Genomic DNA, 18,991 nt, shown 5'->3' with positions numbered 1-18,991 from the left:
TAGTCAAGCAATTGGCGATTTAGCCGATTAATAATTGAGCAACAAAAATGAGGGCGAAATTGTGAATGTATCGCAATTGCAGCAAGTAATCGGAACTAATGTTCCTTTTACTAATCGGTCGTCAAATAACTCAGGCACGGGTTCAGGTGTACCAAACAGACCTGAATCGTTACATCGTGATCATCCGATTCATGAAGATAGTGTCGATACTAATGACCCGGTATTACAACAAAGTACAGTATCTTATTTGAACAAATTACTCGAATTTCATGGCCTTGCTATGCAAGCGGAATTGAGTAATACCAATGGACAAACGTATATTTCACTCAGTGATATGTCCACAGGAGATCTAATAAAAAGACTGAAAATAGAAGATGTCATACACAGCTTAATGTATGGGGATCACTCTATGGTTAATCTGACTGTCTAGAACTGGCAGTCAGTTTACGAAATTGAGCCGCGTAATGTACCGGCGTAATTCCAACACGGCGTTTAAAGACTTTGCCAAACGCCGTCTGACTGTCATAGCCGACATCTAATGAGGCTTCTAAAATGCTCATTCCCTGTGCAATGAGAATCATCGCTTCAGATATTCGATAATTTCTCAGCCATTCACCAAAACTCGTTCCCAAGGTATCTTTAAAAATTCTCGAGACCTGTCGAGCTGATAATCCGATTCGGATGCAGAAGGAAACGCAACCTCTATTTCCTTAAAACCAATATGAATCAAATGATTGAAAAAACGCAGCTTATCGTTGTTAGTCATTGGTGTTGCGAGAGCTTGATTGCCATCTCTTAAATCAGTGGAACACCATCTTGGCGCCTGATGTATCCGCTTTCCAGGCCAGATCCTTTGAGGGAACTCGATAATTTCTGCAGGTACGTATTTACGGTGAGTTTGCATGACTTTACGCTTCTTCTAGTGGTAACGAACCACAAGATTAATCACTCAGAAGCACTAATTCTCGCTTAGTTTGGACATCAATGCTGCCAAGACAGACATAAAGGGTTTAGCCTGCCCTACACGTGGTTAGCTAGCATTTCATTTACGCAATTGCGACCACTATCTTTTGCACGATACAGAGCTTGATCTGCACAATTAAAAAACTCATTAATACGTTCGGTAGATTCCAGCATTACATAGCCAATACTGACCGTTATGTTCAACGGTAACTCATCCATTTCTTTAAAATTCATCTCAATATCCGAGCGAATACGATCCAAGTGAATTTGAGCAACTTCGCTGCTTGTCCAGGGCGCGTATATAATGAACTCTTCTCCCCCATATCGGGCAAGAATACAGTCATCATTTAATTGCTTATCGATAAATTTCGCGACACTTTTGATCGCTTTATCACCAATATGATGCCCATAGTTGTCATTGACGCGCTTAAAATAGTCAATGTCAATAATTGCTACTGTTGCTTTACCGCTACTAACTTGAGCTAATTTATTAATTTCTTCTCGAAAATATCGTCGATTATAGATACCCGTCAATTCATCACGAATGGAACGCAGATAATGTAAGTGTGCTTCATCAAATAGAAACAGCGATAGTAATGCACCAAAAACAAAGTAGACGCCTATGTTTTGCGTCACAACCATCGTAAGTTGATAGGCGAATGCGGAATGGGAGACTACCATAGCTATAGAAGGAAGTAGCGCACCAATCGCGGTAATAGATAACGCTAAACCAAGATAGGTTTCTCCTTTTTTATTGCTTAAGCGTTGACGATAGCAAAGGGAGGCAGCAAACCAATAAACAATCGCGTTATTAATACCTCCAAAGTAGACCCGAGTGTTAAAAGAGTTTTCAACGAACAGATACAACCCAATTTGCGTCATACTCACTAGAGCAATATGGAAACCGCTTACAAGTAGCGCTATTCTACTGATCTTATATCGGTACCAATGGGCTACACCACATAAAAGCAGATGGGATGCAGTAATATATAGCGCGTTATTAACGAACACAGAGAATGTCAGCGAAAACCAGTTCCTTGAAGCCATTGTTACAAAAGCTAAACTCAGAAATAGGAACGCAAAAAAGAAACTTCTTGCCGACTTTTTCTTATTACCAGCTAGATTAGTACTCACTTGATATAGAAAAAAGCAACTAATTACCGAACAAACGATAACTGAGATGATAATAGAAAGGATGGTTACTTCAACAGCAGACAATTTTCACAAAACCTCAAGTTTGTAAAGCACTAACCACCTGGTCAGAAATGTTATTTATATTTTTATCACATTTGCAACACAACCACCATAAAAATCACCAATTCTTGGTAGAAAATCAAAGCCAAGAGTAAACAGAAGATACAGTAACCAGTGGATTCTTGATGTTTAAGCATCATAAACATCTAAAACAACGTGATCAATAAATCACAAAATAGATTCAATTGAATTAATGAATTGATTTAAAAATACCTAATTATATTATTTTCGGAAAGTTGTTCAAAAGTGAGCTCGTCAGGAGTTAAAAAATGCTGAAAACATTACATGGAGTTTCTACTTGGTATTGCAATGCAATAACAGAGGTCCGTCTTGCGCATGAAACCGGCTATGACGCAGTAGAGTTTATTTTTAATAAGCTCTTACGCTATTTAGATCACGGCGGCACCGCGAAACAACTAAAAGCGGAACTGGATAAATATGGCCTAAAAGCGGGTTGTATCAATGCTCAAAAAGGCATCGATAGATATTACGATAAAGCACTACGCGGCATCATGTTAAAAGAAGCGGAAAGACTCACGCAAGCCGCTGCCGACCTTGAATGCCCTACTGTACAAATCATGGGCAGTAATATGATTGATCATCTTTCCCCTGATGAAATCATGACAGTGATGACCGAAAGTATTGGTGAAATATCCAAAATCGGTGAGAAGTACGGTATCCGATATCAAATCGAAGTGATGGCACCAACCCAATTCAACACATTAAATCAAGCCCTGCAGGTTATTGACTCTGTCGGTAGCTCGAACATTGGTGTCGTAGTCGATTTCTGGCACTTGCATGCGTCAGGTCAGACTACACCATCAGATATTGCCAAACTGGATAAATCAACAATCTTTGGTGTTCATTTCTGTGATGGACGAAGACCATATGTGGGCGAAGAATGGGATGAAACTGTACAAAGAGCGTTCTTCCCCGGTGAGGGAGAAGTCGATATTCAGGCTTACACCGACGCAGTAAAATCGACAGGATTTGATGGAGTTTGGTCACCCGAGTTGCTTAGTCCTAAATACTGGGAACAAGACCATTTCAAAGTAGCTAAAGAGTGCTTTGACAATATGTCAAAATACATCGATTAATCATCGCTTCATTGTCAGTAAGGATGTGACCACCCATCCTTACTGAGGCTTTCCCTTTTCTTCACTGTAACTAATTCTCATTTGTGCTATAGTTCCCCACCTTCGCTTCCTGAGTCATTCTTAAGCTGTGTTTCAATTCGATAAACAACAGACATTATTATCTAAGCTATTCTTATGGCTAGCTTTGTTGTCCGTTGCTCTTGTCTATGTTGCACCACTCATCTCTCAATCATTAGCGCCTCCGACTCATCACAGCACAATGATGACTCATGATAGTCATCATCAGGACAACGCCGATTCCGACCTTGAGCACAGTTGGTGTGAATACTGTAAACTGCTTGCCCATTTAAGTTGGCACTCGACTTCAATTCATCAATTCGACGCTCCAGACTTAAAAAACTCATCCTCTGTATTGGCTTCGTATTCCGTTGTATTCAAACGATGGATGCTCAGTCATATAATCCCTAGGGCACCACCCCAAGCTTTCTCACTAAAAAATTAAAACTAACATTAAATCAATTAAGAGAAAGTAATTATGCAAAACCAGCAATCCAGGGATTCGTATCTCGGAATTCTTGCGCTTTTAAAACGCCTCCACTTTTATATCGGACTATTTATTGGGCCATTTATATTTACTGCCGCGTTAACAGGGACGCTCTACGTTCTGGCGCCCCAAATAGAGGCGTCCTTATATCATCATGCACTCACAGGCGAGAAAAATGGTTCACCACATTCGCTTGAAGAACAAATTAAAGTAGCGCGACAATCACTTGATAGACCATTAACTCTACAGGCAGTACGCCCTTCTATAGGCGATGGTTATACTTCTCGAATTCTCTTTTCAGATCCAGACTATAACCTTCAATTATTAACGGTGTTTGTCGACCCAATCACCTTAGATATAAGGGATACTCTGCCCACCTATGGCACCAGTGGCGTGCTGCCATTTATGACTCAACTCGATTTTTTACACAGGAGTTTACTACTTGGCGAAACTGGACGGATTTATAGTGAGTTAGCGGCATCTTGGATGTGGTTCGCGGCTGTTGGTGGCGTCGTTCTCTGGTATAGCACACGAAGACAAAATCGCCGCTCCACCAGAAATGCTTATATAAGTAACAAAAGTAGGCATCAAAAAGCAGGTCTCATTATTCTTCTTGGAATGATATTTTTCTCGGCAACAGGCTTAACCTGGTCTAAATGGGCGGGAGGCAATATTGCTGAATGGAGAAAATCGATTGGCTGGGTAACACCATCGGTCACTACAGCATTAACCAGTAATTCAACGGATACAATAAGTTCAGAGCAAGTAGATGCTCAGTTTGATTCGATGCTGGCAATTGCACGAGATTCTGGCCTCACAGCACGTAAGATTGAGCTTCGACCTAGCTATTCGAATTCTCGAGCATGGATGATAAGAGAGATTGATAGATCATGGCCAACTCAAGTCGATGCTATTTCCGTGAATGCTCAAACAATGGCAATTACCAGTGAAGCAAGGTTTAGTGACTACCCTTTGATTGCAAAATTAATTCGCTGGGGAATAGATGCTCACATGGGGGTCTTATTTGGTCTACCAAATCAACTCATCCTGGCTGCATTTGGCATCACTCTTTGTCTCATGATTATCTGGGGTTACAAAATGTGGTGGACCCGCAGACCACCAGTCCCTTCGGCGAAAGATACCGTCAGTTACATATGGCTTAACCTATCGCCACTGAATAAATGTTTAAGCATTATAGTGGCTGTAGGACTCGGCTTAGCACTTCCAGTCATGGGATGCAGTCTGTTACTTTTATTAGTTATTGATATTATCCGTTGGCGTACCATTCGAAGCAAGGCAGCAAACGCCGACTACAACCTATCTTAAGATACCGAGAATTAAAAAACGGGAGTATTTCACTCCCGTTTTTCTTGCGACAGAAATAAAAGCGTTCTAATCCATATTTAGATACAGCGTATCACCTTTTGTTTCTATTTCCGCTTTACCTGTTACTTCTTTTTCTGGCGTATCGACAACTTTAATGCTGTCCTCTTTCCAGCCATGATTGTAGAAGTACGGCTTGATATAGTGCTCACGTAGATTCGTTAAGTTTTTGAACGCATCAGAACCTGTTTCTTTATGAAAATATTCGCTCATTTTCTTCTCATCAACCGTCACTATTACCTGACCAAAACGTTGAGGCTGTTTCATTAATCCTTGAGGATCCGCAGGTTCAATAATGCTGCGTAATATTACGCGCTTCTCATGATAGGCATGGTTGTATGTGTATGTTTTATAGGCAAACGGAATAAACAACGTAGCCAGTAAAAGACCTTTACCCCAAGATGAACGAACCAGTAGAGCGATCATCGCCATACCAATAGGTAACGTTATACCTGAGCGTAGTGGTACGTTAACACCCAATGCAATCACACTAGCGTAAATAGAGAACACCACCAATAAAACAACGAGGGTATATTTTAATTGCGCTTTCAAAGACCACAGTAAAACTAAAGCAACTGGAATAAAAAATAGTGGGCTTAATTCTGAAATGTACAAGGCATTACGTTCAAAGTTGCCGGCACTCTTCTCTATGTTGCTTAACAACGATTCCAATCCAGTCATCGGTGTGGATTTTCGCCATCCTGCAAACTCAATAAAGTGTCCGTGGCCTTCAGCTAAAAACGTATACACAAACACCGAAAGCTGTGCGACACCATACCCTAAAGCATAACCTGCGATCCAAATCAGTAGAAATTTGAATAACCCAGTAAATGATTCGTTTCTTAACTGGCTAATAAATAGCAAAGGCATTAAGAAATAGAATGCTGGATACGTGGCAAACAAGGCAATACCAGAGATTAGCAACATTGCAGTTACCGATACGCGATCCTTGATGTAGGAAAACAGCGCCAGTAATCCCATGCCAGCGACAAGCGTCATTGGCCATTTAAACAGCATGGTAAAGTAAGGAATATTAACCAAAGTTAAAGCAAAACAGAAAGCAATCCATTTTTCTTTAACCAATGAGTTAGCAACTTGGTAGCCAAAAATAAATACAAACAGATTACATAAAGGAAAGGCTACCCATTGAGGGAGTTCTCTTAATCCTTCAAAAAATGCGAAGTTAATCCAACGACCTTCGGATGTAAACTTCTCAACATACGACTCCATAAAAGGCAGTGCGTCGTGAGCGACTGTCTCGAGAAGAGCAATATGCATGTTGTAAATTGTGACCGCCAAGAACAACAACATCATGAAAAACTTAGCGATACCGGCCGGATTCAGTGACAGATCACTGCTTTTAGGGACAGCTGGTGCTTTATTCATGGTGACTCCATAAGTAAATATGGCTCGGTAACCCAAATAGTTCACTACCATAGATACACAGACTGAAAGGGCTTGAGCTAGATAAACGTAAACACCCAATGTATCAACTAATAAGTAGAGAGTACCGGTACTGCAGCCAAGCGAAAATAAGTTTACAACGCAGAAAGAGAGAAATTGCCCTTTCTTTTCGCTGCTCTTAAATACAAACCCGCGGTTAAGAACAAAACTGACCAGCATTCCGACAATATACGAAAGAACTGATGCAGCAATATAGTTATCTAAAATATGAAATAAGATGACAAAAGCCAGATAGGCAGTGGCCGTATTGACCACGCCAACTAAAGCAAATCTGAGCTTTTGCAGTAATTCAGGACTTAACAACCGATTAAGCGGCTTTATTATGTTCTGCACTCTTTCTCTCTTCTCTTTCTTTTTTCACTATATATAGCGGACGACCTTTCGACTCGTTGTAAATTCTGGCTATATACTCGCCGAGGATACCAATCGAAATTAACTGCACACCACCGATAAAGAGAATCGAGACCAGCAATGACGTCCAACCTGATGTCCATTGATCTGTCATTAAACGCACGTAGAAAGAATACATGAGGATACAAAATGCGATTGCAGACGATAGAAAGCCCATCATAATAGAAAGCTTTAGAGGTTTGACTGAAAATGACAGGATGCCATCTAATGCAAACTTAAGCATTTTTCTCAATGGATATTTAGATTCACCAGCAAAACGAGGCGATCGCTCATAGGTTACCGACGTCTGATTAAAACCAATCCAGCTCACCATTCCACGGATAAAACGTGATTTCTCCGGCATAGCAACGAGTTGATCAACAACCTGACGGTCCATTAAGCGAAAATCTCCCGTATCCAATGGCATTGGCACTTCAGACAACCCATTTAGAACACGATAAAACATTTTTGCGGTCAGCTTCTTAAACGCTGATTCGCCATCGCGGCTTAAACGAGTACCGTAAACGACATCGTACCCATCTTCCCACTTGGCAATCATATCTTTAATGACTTCTGGAGGATCTTGTAGGTCAGCATCAATCAGAACAACGGCATCACCGGTACTGACATCTAAACCCGCACTTACTGCTTGTTGGTGCCCGAAGTTTCTCGAAAACGAAATCGTTCTTATATTACTGTGAGCACGACTGTGTCCACGCAGCTTCTCTTCTGTGTTATCAGAGCTTCCATCATTAACGAAGATAAGTTCGAACTGATATTGAGTTATTCCATTAGTCACAGAAAGGAGCTCTTCAACGGTAAAATCGATGACCTCACTTTCATTAAAACAGGGTACTACGACTGAAATTGTTTTACGCATAATTGCTCCTGACATCTGTTATACGAGTTATTACGTTAACAGTTGTTTGTAAAAACCATAACAAGCAAAGGTGAAATTAACACCATCAATTACAGGGGATGTAAATTTATTGTAAAACGAGGCACAAATACCTGCGGCAGAAGTGAGGGTATAACGATATTATCTGAAATTATTAAATTCGCAATTAATATCCTTTGTCCAAAAAAATACGTTTTTTTTATCAAAGTATCATTCTATCGCGAATGACAATTGACTATTTCTATTTACTCAATATTCATATATTTGATTTTAAAGTAGAGTTTAGTAGGCTAATTATTCTTACCCTTCCAATATCATCCCCAAGCATTCAAGGAAATAAATTAATGACAAGTACTCATAAGTCTCTGTCTCTTTTTGGATTACTTCTTCTTGTTGCCGGACAACTTCTTCCCCAAATTGATTTTTCTATCGTAAACGTTGCTTTAGATGTTTTAGGTAAAAGTTTAAAAACGAATGAAACAGGACTCGTTTTGATCGTCGCTGTTTACGCACTATGCTTCGCAACACTGATCGCATCTGGTGCCCGACTCGGTGACCGATATGGACGTAAAAAACTTTTTCTCATCGGTGTATTTGGTTTTGGTGTTGCGTCAGCTTTATGCGGTATGTCGCAGAGCATATACGTTATGTTAGTCGGTCGATTTCTTCAGGGTCTATGTGCTGCCCTACTGATGCCACAAATTTTAAGTACGATTCATGCGACTTTGGATGGAGAGCGTCATAGTCGGGCTGTCAGTATTTATACTTCCGTTGCAGGACTTTCCGTTGCACTTGGACAAATTCTGGGAGGCTGGCTAGTTTCAGCAAATCTATTTGATCTTGGCTGGAGAGTTGCTTTTTATATCAATATACCAATATGCATTCTAATCCTTATTATTGGTTATTTTATTATTCCAGAAACCCAGGCAGAAAAAAAACCAAAAATGGATGTTCAGGGGATCCTTTTATTTGCCAGCCTCATGTTGTGTTTATTAATTCCTGTAGCAATGGGGGAACACTGGCCTCAGCTTTTTTGGTTATTGTTCGGTGTAATTCCTTTAGCCGTACTGCTAATAAAAGTAGAAACTAAAAAAGAGTTGGAAGGGAATAACCCTTTGATTCCACCAGCAGTATTTAATACATCGACAGCTAAGGCTGGCTTATTTGCAGAAATAGGCGTCACATCGACATACGCTGGGTATTTATTTGTCACGGCACTCACCCTTCAACAAGCGGCCCACTTTACTCCATTTCAATCTGGAAATACGTTTATGGGTCTGGGACTCATGTTTTTTGTTGGCTCGTTAGTGAGTAAATCCACTAGTCAACGAATCGGAGATTACCTTACATTTACGCTCGGTTCGGCACTAACCATTGTAGGATTTCTTATTACATTGGGCCTATTGTGGGCATTTAGAGATAAAGTTCAGGTATGGCAGCTACTCTTTGCGACAGGTTTTGTTGGAGCTGGTAACTCTTTTATGCTCTCGTCAGCCTTTAGAATTACCCTATCGAATGTAGAAAAACAACATGCTAGTGAAGCAAGCAGCGCTTTGATCACCGTTCAACAAGGTTTTTTTGCGTTAGGAACTGCGCTCACTGGCTCTATATACTCGGTTATCTCCCCCCACGGGTTTCTTCCAGCAATCACAACCGCCCTAGTTACTATTTCGTGTATCGTATTCTTAGTCAGCATTGGTACATTTTTGAAAAGACCAAAATAAGCGAGTATTAAATACCGGCCCTTGCAATAAGGGCCGGTTATATCATGTTGGTATTCTCGTACTTAGCCACTGACGAATTTTCATCACTTTACTTGTCGCTTTGGCTGTTGAATCCATGCGTTCTTCATTCACTCGGCTTCCATCAGGGCTGAGACCGATATCGCGCAGCAAATGAGGATTATCCCAAGGAATATCGCGGGCAGTTCGATTGATTTTTCTTTTCCAACGACGTTCTTCGTGACGAATATCTGCACGGATAAGCCAAGTTGCCAATGTGATATATAGTGAATGTTTCATGTTACTCTCCTTAGTCAAACGAGTTGTTAAACTGGGAGAAGAGGCAGGTAATTTAGATGGGTCGTCTAGTTAAGCTGCCTTTTCCGCAGCCTAACATGAGCATACGGATCAACTTAAGCTCGACGTTTCGCTGCATCTTTAATGACGATATTAGAATGTACTCGGGGTAGATCAGTACGTGTTATCATCGAAGAAAGAAGCATAGAATTCGAATGAGTTTGAGGCGCAAAACGTAGTTCGATACGAAAAGTATTCATGTGCGCCTCCTGCTATCATTGATCCGTGTGGGTGAGACTTCTGTCTCGTTAATTTTTATACTAAAGATTAATGAACAAAACTCAACCAATTAAATACAGATATAATAAATAAATGGGATTATTCTAAAATCCAATAAATGATGAGTTTTTAACCAAACAAATACTCCAAGTTATCTCCAATTCACCTTATATTTATTCTGTCTTACCTTAAAAAATAAAATAAATGGGGTCACAGGACCCCTTTTTATAAATTTACTTCGAATAATTTAATTCATCCAACATTTGTTCTGGAGATCTACTCACCGATCGTTTGAAAAATTTAGCCGCTAAATCAGGACGATTAGTAAAGAATCCATCCACTCCTCGCTCTCTAAGCGTACTGAAATCAGATATCTGATCCACCGTATAAGCGTGTACTAACAAGCCTTTATCATGACTCATCTTTACCATCCAAGGTTTCGCTAAATCCATGTATGAGAACTGACTCGAAAATGTACCTGCATGATCGTCTTGTATCGTTGATGGACCAACACCAATCGCGCCATTTTCTTTAGCAAAATCTAACCATTCTTCAAACGCCTTTTTAGAGGCAACATCCACGCGAGCATAGTAATCAGCATAACTTTCCGAATCCGCCTTTTTTGTTCCCGGCTTCTCGTCGATATAACCATCGCCAGTCCAGAGTAACAATATTTTGGGCACATTCGGCATTACCTTTTGTAGTTCTACTAAACTTGGCTTTTCAAAGGTTTGCAGAATTATTTTCCCATCCTCTGGATGTTCTAACCAGCCGTTACTCTCAAGAAATTGATGTAGATCTTTTTCAATATCAGGAAACAATTTGGGAACTTTGGTTTCAATATAAAGACCGGGGTGACCAGGACATGATTTAGCAATATCACTTACTTGCTTGAGAGTAACCACCTTCAAGCCAGCAAAGCTCTTCCGTGCTCTTTCAGGATACGTGTTGTTAAACCAACTCCCAGCATCTAATTTTTCCAGTTCGGCCAGAGTAAATGAACTGACTGGCTCACTTGCTCTTTCTGGATACACATCCTTAATGTTCGTGGTGCGTTGTAAATTGTTGTCATGAAGCGCGATTAACTGACCATCTTTTGTCCGTTGCAAATCAAGTTCTAGATAATCAGCATTCAGTTTACATGCTAGCTGATAAGCAGGAAGTGTCGATTCCGGAGCATTATATGAATCACCCCGATGGGCAATAATCGCCGGATTAGGAATAGCCGCTGAAGCGACATTGTTAACAGCAAAAGAAATAATAATCAACGCGCTGATTCTGAGCGAATATAACCGTAATTTTTTGTTTAATATATTAATCACTTTGACTCCTTGTCTTGCGGGACAACTCTCGTGTTACTACACGACTTGATTCCCTACCCTAGCAAAGTCAATAGGTTAAAAAAACATCACAGGCGTAATTAGATAAAATAATGACGTATTAAAGATACAAATTTCAGAAAGGATTTTGGTGGAGCGAGAATATTACTCCACACTGCGGAGTAATATTCTCTAAAAGAAAAGATATTATTGAATAGTCGTCGTCCATTTATCTGACTTAAACCATTTGTCATAAATTCGTTGATACGTCCCGTCGCCTTTAATCTGCTGAAGGAAGTTATTCAAAAAGTTAAGAAAATCAGGATCGCCTTGACGTACTGCCCACCCAAGAGGTTCAAAAGTAAACGATTGATCTAGATGAATCACTTGTCCTTTGTGTTGAGCTTCATACATAGCGTTATAAGGTAAATCATAAACAAACGCATCTGCCTGTCCGTTGCTCACTTGCAAGACGGCGTCAGCAGATGTGTCATATAGGTCAACCTTGGCACGAGATAAGTATTTCTTGGCAGCCTCTGCACCAGTGGTACCCATTTGAGTCGCGATCGTATACTGAGAGTTATTTAGGTCGCGGTATGTTTTAACTTTGTCTGCCAGTTTTGGCGAAATCAGTACAGTTTGTCCAACCTGAATATAAGGGTTAGCAAAGTTGACGCTTAGATTACGCTCAGGTGTAATCGTCATACCGCCAATAAAATCGCATTTACCTGTTTTAAGAGCAGGTACAATACCATCCCAAGCCGTATTTACTGGTACAAATTTAACGTTAATCGACCGAGCCATCTGTTTGGCAATATCGATGTCAAAACCAACATAGCGACCATCTTTACTTGTCATTTCAAAAGGAATGTATCCGGCTTCAAAACAGAACTTGAGCTCTCCAGACTTTAAAATTTCAGACAGTGCGCTTTCTTGAGCAGCAACGGTCCCCGAAGAAATAAGTGCCAGAGCAGAACTAGCCGCTAAGACCAATTTTGCCAGACGGTGTTTAATCTGTTTAGAAGTCATTTTGATACATCCACATCGTTATAATTTGTAATGACTGCAGCCGAATTCAATATTATTAGCTACAGGAGGCGTGAATAATCGAAGAGTTAAACAAAATTAGCAATATATTATTCTTTATAATATATTCCAATCAGTATGATGTGGTGAAGATTTGACCACCCTATTGGTTCGAATGATGAGACTTTCGCTGGCGACTATCGTCCAAAATTTGCTGCTTGCGTTCGACTGACGCATCATGCCACTCAAGGATTTCACTGAGCTTGCGCCTACAACCCAAGCAAATATCATCGTCATCGAGACAGCAGTTTCGAATGCAGGGATTCGGGATTAACTTTTCTCGATTCTTTTCCCTAATTATTTTCATCATGTGTACCAAGAAAATAGATATAGAAAGTATAGTTACTCAACAGCGAATATCAAAAGGACATGGGCTCGCATAGGTAACTTGTTAGCCTTTTATCCCCTTTTTCTTTGCGAAGAACCAATTCGAAAGGTTTTATTTCTTTATGTGTTCCTCTTTCACTCGATGAGTGTATTACAGACTCACACATATATTCCAAGCTTACTTTAAACTCTTCATTTATTGCGTTGATATTTCGAGACAACGATTTTGCACTGTCTGACTCTTTTTTTACGATTCTGGTTTTTAAATCGTAGAGTGATGTTGCTGTATCCCCCATGGTCACAATAACCATATAGCGACTGGCTTGCTCTTTAATCGCATCTATTTTCCAGCCTTCTTTACTCACTTCGATTGTTTTTGCCAGAAGAGCTTCTAATCGAGATTTGCCCTGATCAAAATAACATCCAGTTAGCACACAGGATATAACTAAAAATATAAAATAATGTCGTTTCATAAAATGAAAAAATCGTAAAAAGATGAACCAATACTATTATTCCATAATAGATGAACAAAACATCACTACAATACTTATTTATTAAATTTTTCTTAATTATTTAACATTATAATTAAAATAAATATATATTATAAAAATAAATTTCAGGGTGAATATTATCACCCTGATTATCACTCTTATTCATAGAACGAATTAAGCGATGTTTTGCCCATTTGCGATGACATTGACATCGATATTTCCGCGTGTTGCATTTGAATATGGGCACACTTTATGAGCTGTCGCCACAAGCTCAAGCGCTTGAGCATTGTCCAGTTCAAGGGTCGCTTCTAATTTAACCGCCAATTCAAATCCACCTTCGGCATTTTGACCAATAGAAACATGTGCCGATACAGGTGCCTCTTTTAGAGTGACTTTAGCCTCTCTTGCAACATGAAGGATTGCGTTAGAAAAACAAGCCGCATAACCCGCAGCAAATAGTTGCTCTGGATTAGTCGCCTGGCCAGAGCCACCCATTTCTTTTGGATAGGCTAATCCTAGTGATAACAGACCGTCATCAGTTGCGACCTGGCCATTACGTCCAGCAAGTGCAGTCGCTTTTGTTGTGTATAGTGCTTTCATGATTTACCTCTCATTTATATTGTGTACAATCTAATTGCTTGCAATGTTATATCGAAATAACTGAGGAATGCAAGTATATTGTGCACAATTTATTAAATGCAGGTTTCCACCATGAACAAAACCTCAAACAGTGACAATACCTGTCTCAATGAGTCTGACGTTCCGCTTACGTTGGAAAGTCAGGTTTGCTTTCCTCTTTACAGCGCAGCAAATGCAATTGTTAGAGCATACCGCCCTATTCTTGAGAAAATTGATCTCACCTATCTGCAATATTTAGTGATGATAGTGCTTTGGGAGGAATCGGGAATTAGTGTTAAAACTCTCGGCGATAAGCTACATCTCGATTCCGGTACTCTCACCCCTCTACTAAAAAGATTGGAAAGCAAAGCACTGGTCGAAAGAAAACGAAGTGTAACTGATGAAAGAGTTCGTGTTTTACAGCTCACCAAAGAGGGAATCGAGCTAAGAAAACAAGCACAGTCTGTACCCGGCTCTATCGCCTGTCGATTTAATCTGAGTTTGGATGAATTACTGACATTGAAAATGCTGTGCGAAAAGATCTTGGCTCAATAGAATCCGGTCAATAAATAATCTATTGATATGCACATAATAACCTAGTATATTAGTCAGGAATTAAGGGGAATACTCTTGATATAATAAGAACCTCTCTCAGAGGAAAACACAACGACTGTCTGGCTAACGAAATTATTTTATTATCGTTAGGAGATTAGTAGCTATGTCTGACCAACAATTCGCTCAACAAGCAGCTCGTGAAGCGCTGGAGCATATTCATTCAAACTTGGTTATAACAGCGCAAAAACTGCGTGCAGCTAGCAATAGCTATAAACAAGCAGCTGATAAAATTCTAAATACGAATTAATCAATCGTCAGCTATCCGTCCTATCAGCCAGTTATTACTGGCTGTTGTTGTTTCTAGCCCTATCATTTTCCCTCTCGTTTATATTTATTGATTCATGACATAAAAACATCAATTAGCCCGTTACACCCTTACTCAAAAAGCGCATTATGAATATCATTTCTTAATCAACCCATGGAAGGGAGAAAAGATATGGAATCCGTATTAAGCGACGGTGAAGCGATGCAACTGCTGATTGACGATGCGCCTTTCGGCGATCTTACTACGTCGCTGCTCGTTGATAAGCCTGAACTCAATATTCATTTCTACGCAAGAGAAGACATGATCGTCAGTGGTGTAGAAGAAGCCATTCAAATGATGCGCCTGAAAAATCTTGACGTAAAAGGCTTTTGCCAGTCTGGAGACAAACTCAGTCAAGGCCAACATATCCTCAGTGCAAAGGGGCATTCTTCCCAACTGTTCATCGTATGGAAAGCCACCCAAATACTGATGGAGTGGATGAGTGGCGTTGCCAGTTCGGCCAACTCTATGGTGTTATCTGCCGGTGATACTCCTGTAGCCTGTACTCGAAAGCAGACGCCTTTCACCAAAGCGTTATCAGTTAAAGCCATACGATCCGGTGGCGCGGTTATGCACCGCTTAGGCCTTTCAGAAACGATTCTCGTCTTTGCTGAGCATAGGCAATTTATTAATTATAAAAACCCCAAAGACATGCTCGACTATCTTCATAAGTCATCTCCGGAGCACAAAGTAGTACTTGAAGTTCACAGTGTTGAGGATGCAAAAATGTGGATTGAAGCAGGCGTCGAAGTCCTGCAACTCGACAAGTTTTCCATTGACCAAGTCACAGAATGCAAGATCCATTGTCAGAACATCTATAGCACAACACGTTTAGCTATCGCGGGTGGCGTTAATCCAGGTAACGTAGCTCAGTATGCTGAAGCGGGTGCAGATCTGATTGTCACCTCTGCGCCATACTATGCGAAACCCAAAGATATCAAAGTGGTCTTTGAAGACTAACAAAATCAAAGCGTAACTTCAGGGAGGAAGCTATGCGTCATATCATCACCCTATTGACTCTATTCATCATTTCAACCTTATCCCATGCTTCATCGTCACTCAACGTGGCAGTAGCGGGTGGTTTTAGACCTGCGATGATTGATATTGAAAAAGCATTTACACAAAAAACGGGGATAACCTTAAAAACCTCATATGCATCAGTGGGTGCCCTGTTTGCTCAAATACAGCATGGAGCGCCATTCGATGTGTTCATAAGTGCTGATACGAATACCCCAAAACGCCTCGAAGAAGCTGGACTGGCGCTTCCGGGAAGTCGCATTAGCCACAGTATCAGTAAATTGGTGTTATGGTCAGCAGACTCAACGCTGATTGACTCGCAAGGGCACGTTCTCACAACGAGTCGTTATCAGCATCTCGCCATTCCTAATCCTAAAGTTGGCGTTCATGGTCGCACTGCGCTTGAGGCAATGAAGAATATGGGTATCTATGAGGAAGTTAAAACACGTCTGGTGGAAGGTAAAAACGCTTTGCAAACATTCGAATACGTCGATACTGGTGTAGCCGAATTAGGCTTTATCAGTTACTCATTGATCTATCACCAGCATAAGAAAATCCGAGGTTCGTACTGGATTATACCGCAAACCTTTTATCCACCAATGATAGAGCAGGCTGTGGCTCTTAAACAGGCAGAAAATAACCCCCAAGCCACGCAGCTACTCAGTTTTCTAACCAGCGAGGAAGGCCAAAAGATCATTCAGGCACACGGTTATGACCTGCCTGATTAGATTATCAGGCGGTAACCTAATCCAGCCTCAGTTTTGATCAATTCTTGTTGTTCAGCACTGTCAGCCAGTTTTTTCCGTAGCTGGCTGACAAGAATACGCAGATAATGTGTATCTTCGGTATGAGAAGTTCCCCAAATATTCTCAAGGAGTTTTTCCTGCAACACCAACTTCCCGGCATCAAGTATCAGGTATTCCAGAAAAGCGAACTCTTTTTTGGTTAAGGCTATTTCACATTCATCAAGCCAAACCTGGTGAGTGCTACGTTGTAAAGCAAGTCTTCCAGCAATTAGCCGATCATCCAGCTTTTGTGGGGTGACTAAATCCCGCACTAATACCTTTATCCTTACCATTAACTCTCTTATGCCAAAAGGCTTACTTAAATAGTCATTCGCTCCGGATTCAAGGAGTCGAATTTTTTCGTCTTCCTGGTCTCGCGCGGTCAAAATGAGGACAGGAACAGCACTATTTGTCCGGATACGTCTTAACAATTCGATCCCATCCCCATCTGGTAGTCCTAAATCGAGAATCACCACATCAGGCTCAACCGAAATGAATTGTTCATGTGCAGAATGCAGTGTTTTAGCACCTGCATATCGGTACCCCTCAGCCTCAAGTGAAATACGAATAAACGTCTGAATTTGAGGTTCATCTTCAACCACGAGAATAGTCTGGGTCACCATTGACTCCTTTCACATATAACCAATTAAAATTGCCAGAATGATCGTGAACAGATAATTAAAATCGGGAAGATTTCTAACCTTCCAAAGAGCATCGCAACACACATTAACCATTTGCCACCAGAACTCAACGGTTCAAATCCGGATGAGGTCGCACCCCATCCTATCCCCATATTGTTAATACAAGCAGCGACAGTACCAAATGCCGTTTCAAAATCGTGGCCTAATACGACCAATCCCCACATAAAGGCGCAGCTAAAGAAGATATAGAGGAAAAACAGTCCCCACACTGAGCGCATTACTCGCTCAGAAACGGGTTGCCCACTGACTTTTGTCGTGTAAACCGCGTTAGTACGGATAAGCTGTTGTACCTCTTGGTTAGCCTGCCGATAGAGTAAAAAGAAACGCATAGCTTTTATTCCACCGCAAGTTGAACCGAAACAGCCACCAAAAAAACTCATCCCGATTAGTAATATCACGACTTGAGTGGGCCAGTTGGGGTAACCTGCTGAACCGAGTCCATTATCCGTCATCACTGAAACCGCCTGAAAGAATCCATGCACCACCGAATCACTGACTGAAAATGTACCGCTTCTGGACAGCTCCACCACACTAATACCAACAACAATCGAAAGGATCAGCGCGAAAAATTGAAACTCAGCATTCGACCAGATAGGTTTTAGCGTACGTCTTACGATAGCGATGTAATACAACGAGAAATTCACCGCAGCGAGTATCGAAAAGACACCGGCTACGATTTCAATCGGAACACTGTGGTAATAACCGATGCTATCACCGTGTGTCGAGAAACCTCCAAGAGACACCGTCGAAAGGCTATGACAAATCGCATCGAACCAATCCATACCAGCGAAGTGAAAACTGACTGTTCCCGCGACCGCAAGTGCAGCGTATAACCCCCACAAGCTTCTTGCAGTATCAGCCAGCCGAGGAGTCAACTTCTCCTCTTTCATTGGTCCAGGCATTTCGGCTTGATATAACCTCGCCCCACCGATACCGAGAAACGGCATAACTGCGACAGCCAAAACAATAATTCCTAGCCCACCTAAAAAGTTTAACTGTGCCCGATAGAACAACACAGACTTTGGTAAATTATCGATATCCGAAAATATAGAGGCTCCTGTCGTTGTGATGCCCGAAACCCCTTCAAACATGGCGTCACTGAGGCTTAAGTTTAAACGTGTATCGATATAGAAAGGGAGTGCACTCATCAAGGAGAAGATGAGCCAAAAGAGGCACGCTACCATAAACCCATCGCGCTTTTGCAAATGGTGGTTCTGATGTTGAGTAATTTTCCAGCCAAACAGACCAATACTCAGGGACACGGAAAAGGTCACCAGAAAGGGAGAAACATAGCCATCGCGGTAGTACCAGGATACAGCAACAGGAACAAGCATCGTCAAACTGTAGATCACGACCAAAAAACTGCAGATGTGAAAAACAGTATTGAAGCGGGAACTTGTCTTGAAATCATGGGGTTTTATGCGAATTAACATAGTTC

The 18,991-nt window shown here is 41.0% G+C and carries 23 protein-coding genes; 9 read left to right on the top strand and 14 right to left on the bottom strand.

What is annotated here, in order from left to right; translation table 11 throughout:
• The first annotated feature begins 61 nt into the window (after positions 1 to 61).
• The gene (locus EES38_RS07400) at positions 62 to 430 is read left to right on the top strand and encodes a hypothetical protein (protein ID WP_124936519.1); all 369 of its coding nucleotides are present in this window, start codon (positions 62 to 64) and stop codon (positions 428 to 430) included.
• Here the strand turns inward: EES38_RS07400 and EES38_RS07395 are convergent.
• The 3 genes from EES38_RS07395 to EES38_RS07385 form a co-directional block, all read right to left on the bottom strand.
• Positions 414 to 632 (bottom strand): helix-turn-helix domain-containing protein, encoded by a 219-nt coding sequence (locus EES38_RS07395; RefSeq protein ID WP_243694163.1) that lies wholly within the window; start codon positions 630 to 632, stop codon positions 414 to 416. The genes EES38_RS07400 and EES38_RS07395 overlap by 17 nt on opposite strands.
• On the bottom strand, positions 605 to 904 hold the full coding sequence (locus EES38_RS07390; protein WP_124936517.1) for a hydroxymethylglutaryl-CoA lyase-like TIM-barrel protein: 300 nt from the start codon (positions 902 to 904) through the stop codon (positions 605 to 607). The genes EES38_RS07395 and EES38_RS07390 overlap by 28 nt, the downstream gene beginning before the upstream one ends.
• 116 nt (positions 905 to 1,020) lie before the next feature.
• On the bottom strand, positions 1,021 to 2,181 hold the full coding sequence (locus tag EES38_RS07385; protein ID WP_124936516.1) for a GGDEF domain-containing protein: 1,161 nt from the start codon (positions 2,179 to 2,181) through the stop codon (positions 1,021 to 1,023).
• 305 nt (positions 2,182 to 2,486) lie between these two features.
• On the opposite strand from EES38_RS07385, the gene EES38_RS07380 reads away from it, so the two are divergent.
• The 3 genes from EES38_RS07380 (at position 2,487) to EES38_RS07370 (ending at position 5,184) form a co-directional block, all read left to right on the top strand.
• On the top strand, positions 2,487 to 3,314 hold the full coding sequence (locus EES38_RS07380) for a sugar phosphate isomerase/epimerase family protein (protein ID WP_124936515.1): 828 nt from the start codon (positions 2,487 to 2,489) through the stop codon (positions 3,312 to 3,314).
• 127 nt (positions 3,315 to 3,441) lie between these two features.
• Positions 3,442 to 3,816, top strand: coding sequence for a DUF2946 domain-containing protein (locus EES38_RS07375; protein ID WP_124936514.1), 375 nt, complete (start codon positions 3,442 to 3,444; stop codon positions 3,814 to 3,816).
• A gap of 33 nt (positions 3,817 to 3,849) precedes the next feature.
• Positions 3,850 to 5,184, top strand: a complete 1,335-nt coding sequence (locus tag EES38_RS07370; protein ID WP_124936513.1) for a PepSY-associated TM helix domain-containing protein — start codon at positions 3,850 to 3,852, stop codon at positions 5,182 to 5,184.
• A gap of 66 nt (positions 5,185 to 5,250) precedes the next feature.
• Here the strand turns inward: EES38_RS07370 and EES38_RS07365 are convergent, their stop codons facing one another.
• Entirely contained in the window at positions 5,251 to 7,038 is a 1,788-nt protein-coding gene (locus EES38_RS07365) for a GtrA family protein (protein WP_124936512.1), read from the bottom strand.
• On the bottom strand, positions 7,013 to 7,975 hold the full coding sequence (locus EES38_RS07360) for a glycosyltransferase family 2 protein (RefSeq protein WP_124936511.1): 963 nt from the start codon (positions 7,973 to 7,975) through the stop codon (positions 7,013 to 7,015). Before EES38_RS07360 ends, EES38_RS07365 begins: the two co-directional genes overlap by 26 nt.
• Positions 7,976 to 8,337: 362 nt before the next feature.
• Here EES38_RS07360 and EES38_RS07355 point away from each other — a divergent pair, with 362 nt between their 5' ends.
• A complete protein-coding gene (locus EES38_RS07355) occupies positions 8,338 to 9,717 on the top strand; it encodes an MFS transporter (protein ID WP_124936510.1) in 1,380 nt (459 codons plus the stop codon).
• A 42-nt stretch (positions 9,718 to 9,759) separates the two neighbouring features.
• On the opposite strand, the gene EES38_RS07350 is transcribed toward EES38_RS07355, so the two are convergent.
• The 7 genes from EES38_RS07350 to EES38_RS07325 form a co-directional block, all read right to left on the bottom strand.
• Complete coding sequence (locus tag EES38_RS07350; RefSeq protein ID WP_124936509.1) at positions 9,760 to 10,014, bottom strand: DUF1127 domain-containing protein; 255 nt, start codon at positions 10,012 to 10,014, stop codon at positions 9,760 to 9,762.
• Positions 10,015 to 10,127: 113 nt separating this feature from the next.
• Positions 10,128 to 10,271 carry a hypothetical protein gene (locus EES38_RS22140; protein WP_166434221.1) on the bottom strand — a complete coding sequence of 48 codons (144 nt, stop codon included), beginning with the start codon at positions 10,269 to 10,271 and terminating at the stop codon, positions 10,128 to 10,130.
• Between the two features lie 252 nt (positions 10,272 to 10,523).
• The gene (locus EES38_RS07345) at positions 10,524 to 11,612 is read right to left on the bottom strand and encodes a glycerophosphodiester phosphodiesterase (RefSeq protein ID WP_124936508.1); all 1,089 of its coding nucleotides are present in this window, start codon (positions 11,610 to 11,612) and stop codon (positions 10,524 to 10,526) included.
• A gap of 204 nt (positions 11,613 to 11,816) precedes the next feature.
• The gene (locus EES38_RS07340; protein WP_124936507.1) at positions 11,817 to 12,638 is read right to left on the bottom strand and encodes a transporter substrate-binding domain-containing protein; all 822 of its coding nucleotides are present in this window, start codon (positions 12,636 to 12,638) and stop codon (positions 11,817 to 11,819) included.
• A gap of 160 nt (positions 12,639 to 12,798) precedes the next feature.
• The gene (locus EES38_RS07335) at positions 12,799 to 13,002 is read right to left on the bottom strand and encodes a DUF1289 domain-containing protein (RefSeq protein WP_124936580.1); all 204 of its coding nucleotides are present in this window, start codon (positions 13,000 to 13,002) and stop codon (positions 12,799 to 12,801) included.
• A gap of 52 nt (positions 13,003 to 13,054) precedes the next feature.
• Positions 13,055 to 13,495 carry a hypothetical protein gene (locus tag EES38_RS07330; protein WP_124936506.1) on the bottom strand — a complete coding sequence of 147 codons (441 nt, stop codon included), beginning with the start codon at positions 13,493 to 13,495 and terminating at the stop codon, positions 13,055 to 13,057.
• Positions 13,496 to 13,687: 192 nt separating this feature from the next.
• Positions 13,688 to 14,113, bottom strand: a complete 426-nt coding sequence (locus EES38_RS07325) for an organic hydroperoxide resistance protein (protein WP_124936505.1) — start codon at positions 14,111 to 14,113, stop codon at positions 13,688 to 13,690.
• Positions 14,114 to 14,224: 111 nt separating this feature from the next.
• Here EES38_RS07325 and ohrR point away from each other — a divergent pair, with 111 nt between their 5' ends.
• From ohrR to modA, 4 genes are all read left to right on the top strand, one after another.
• Positions 14,225 to 14,686 (top strand): transcriptional regulator OhrR, encoded by a 462-nt coding sequence (gene ohrR, locus EES38_RS07320; RefSeq protein ID WP_124936504.1) that lies wholly within the window; start codon positions 14,225 to 14,227, stop codon positions 14,684 to 14,686.
• Between the two features lie 163 nt (positions 14,687 to 14,849).
• Positions 14,850 to 14,993: a hypothetical protein gene (locus tag EES38_RS22135; protein ID WP_166434220.1), complete on the top strand. Its 144-nt coding sequence runs from the start codon at positions 14,850 to 14,852 to the stop codon at positions 14,991 to 14,993.
• Between the two features lie 189 nt (positions 14,994 to 15,182).
• Entirely contained in the window at positions 15,183 to 16,010 is an 828-nt protein-coding gene (gene modD / locus EES38_RS07315; protein WP_124936503.1) for a ModD protein, read from the top strand.
• A 32-nt stretch (positions 16,011 to 16,042) separates the two neighbouring features.
• Positions 16,043 to 16,795 carry a molybdate ABC transporter substrate-binding protein gene (modA, locus tag EES38_RS07310; RefSeq protein WP_124936502.1) on the top strand — a complete coding sequence of 251 codons (753 nt, stop codon included), beginning with the start codon at positions 16,043 to 16,045 and terminating at the stop codon, positions 16,793 to 16,795.
• On the opposite strand, the gene EES38_RS07305 is transcribed toward modA, so the two are convergent.
• Both EES38_RS07305 and EES38_RS07300 read right to left on the bottom strand, forming a co-directional pair.
• Positions 16,792 to 17,472: a response regulator gene (locus tag EES38_RS07305; RefSeq protein ID WP_124936579.1), complete on the bottom strand. Its 681-nt coding sequence runs from the start codon at positions 17,470 to 17,472 to the stop codon at positions 16,792 to 16,794. The two genes, modA and EES38_RS07305, sit on opposite strands and share 4 nt — an antisense overlap.
• 26 nt (positions 17,473 to 17,498) lie before the next feature.
• Positions 17,499 to 18,986, bottom strand: a complete 1,488-nt coding sequence (locus tag EES38_RS07300) for a TrkH family potassium uptake protein (RefSeq protein WP_124936501.1) — start codon at positions 18,984 to 18,986, stop codon at positions 17,499 to 17,501.
• Positions 18,987 to 18,991: the final 5 nt, after the last annotated feature.

This window comes from Vibrio viridaestus (genome assembly GCF_003856525.1).
Lineage (GTDB): Bacteria > Pseudomonadota > Gammaproteobacteria > Enterobacterales > Vibrionaceae > Vibrio > Vibrio viridaestus.
Note: the sequence above shows the minus strand (reverse complement) of the source record. Positions and strands in the feature narration are given on the sequence as shown.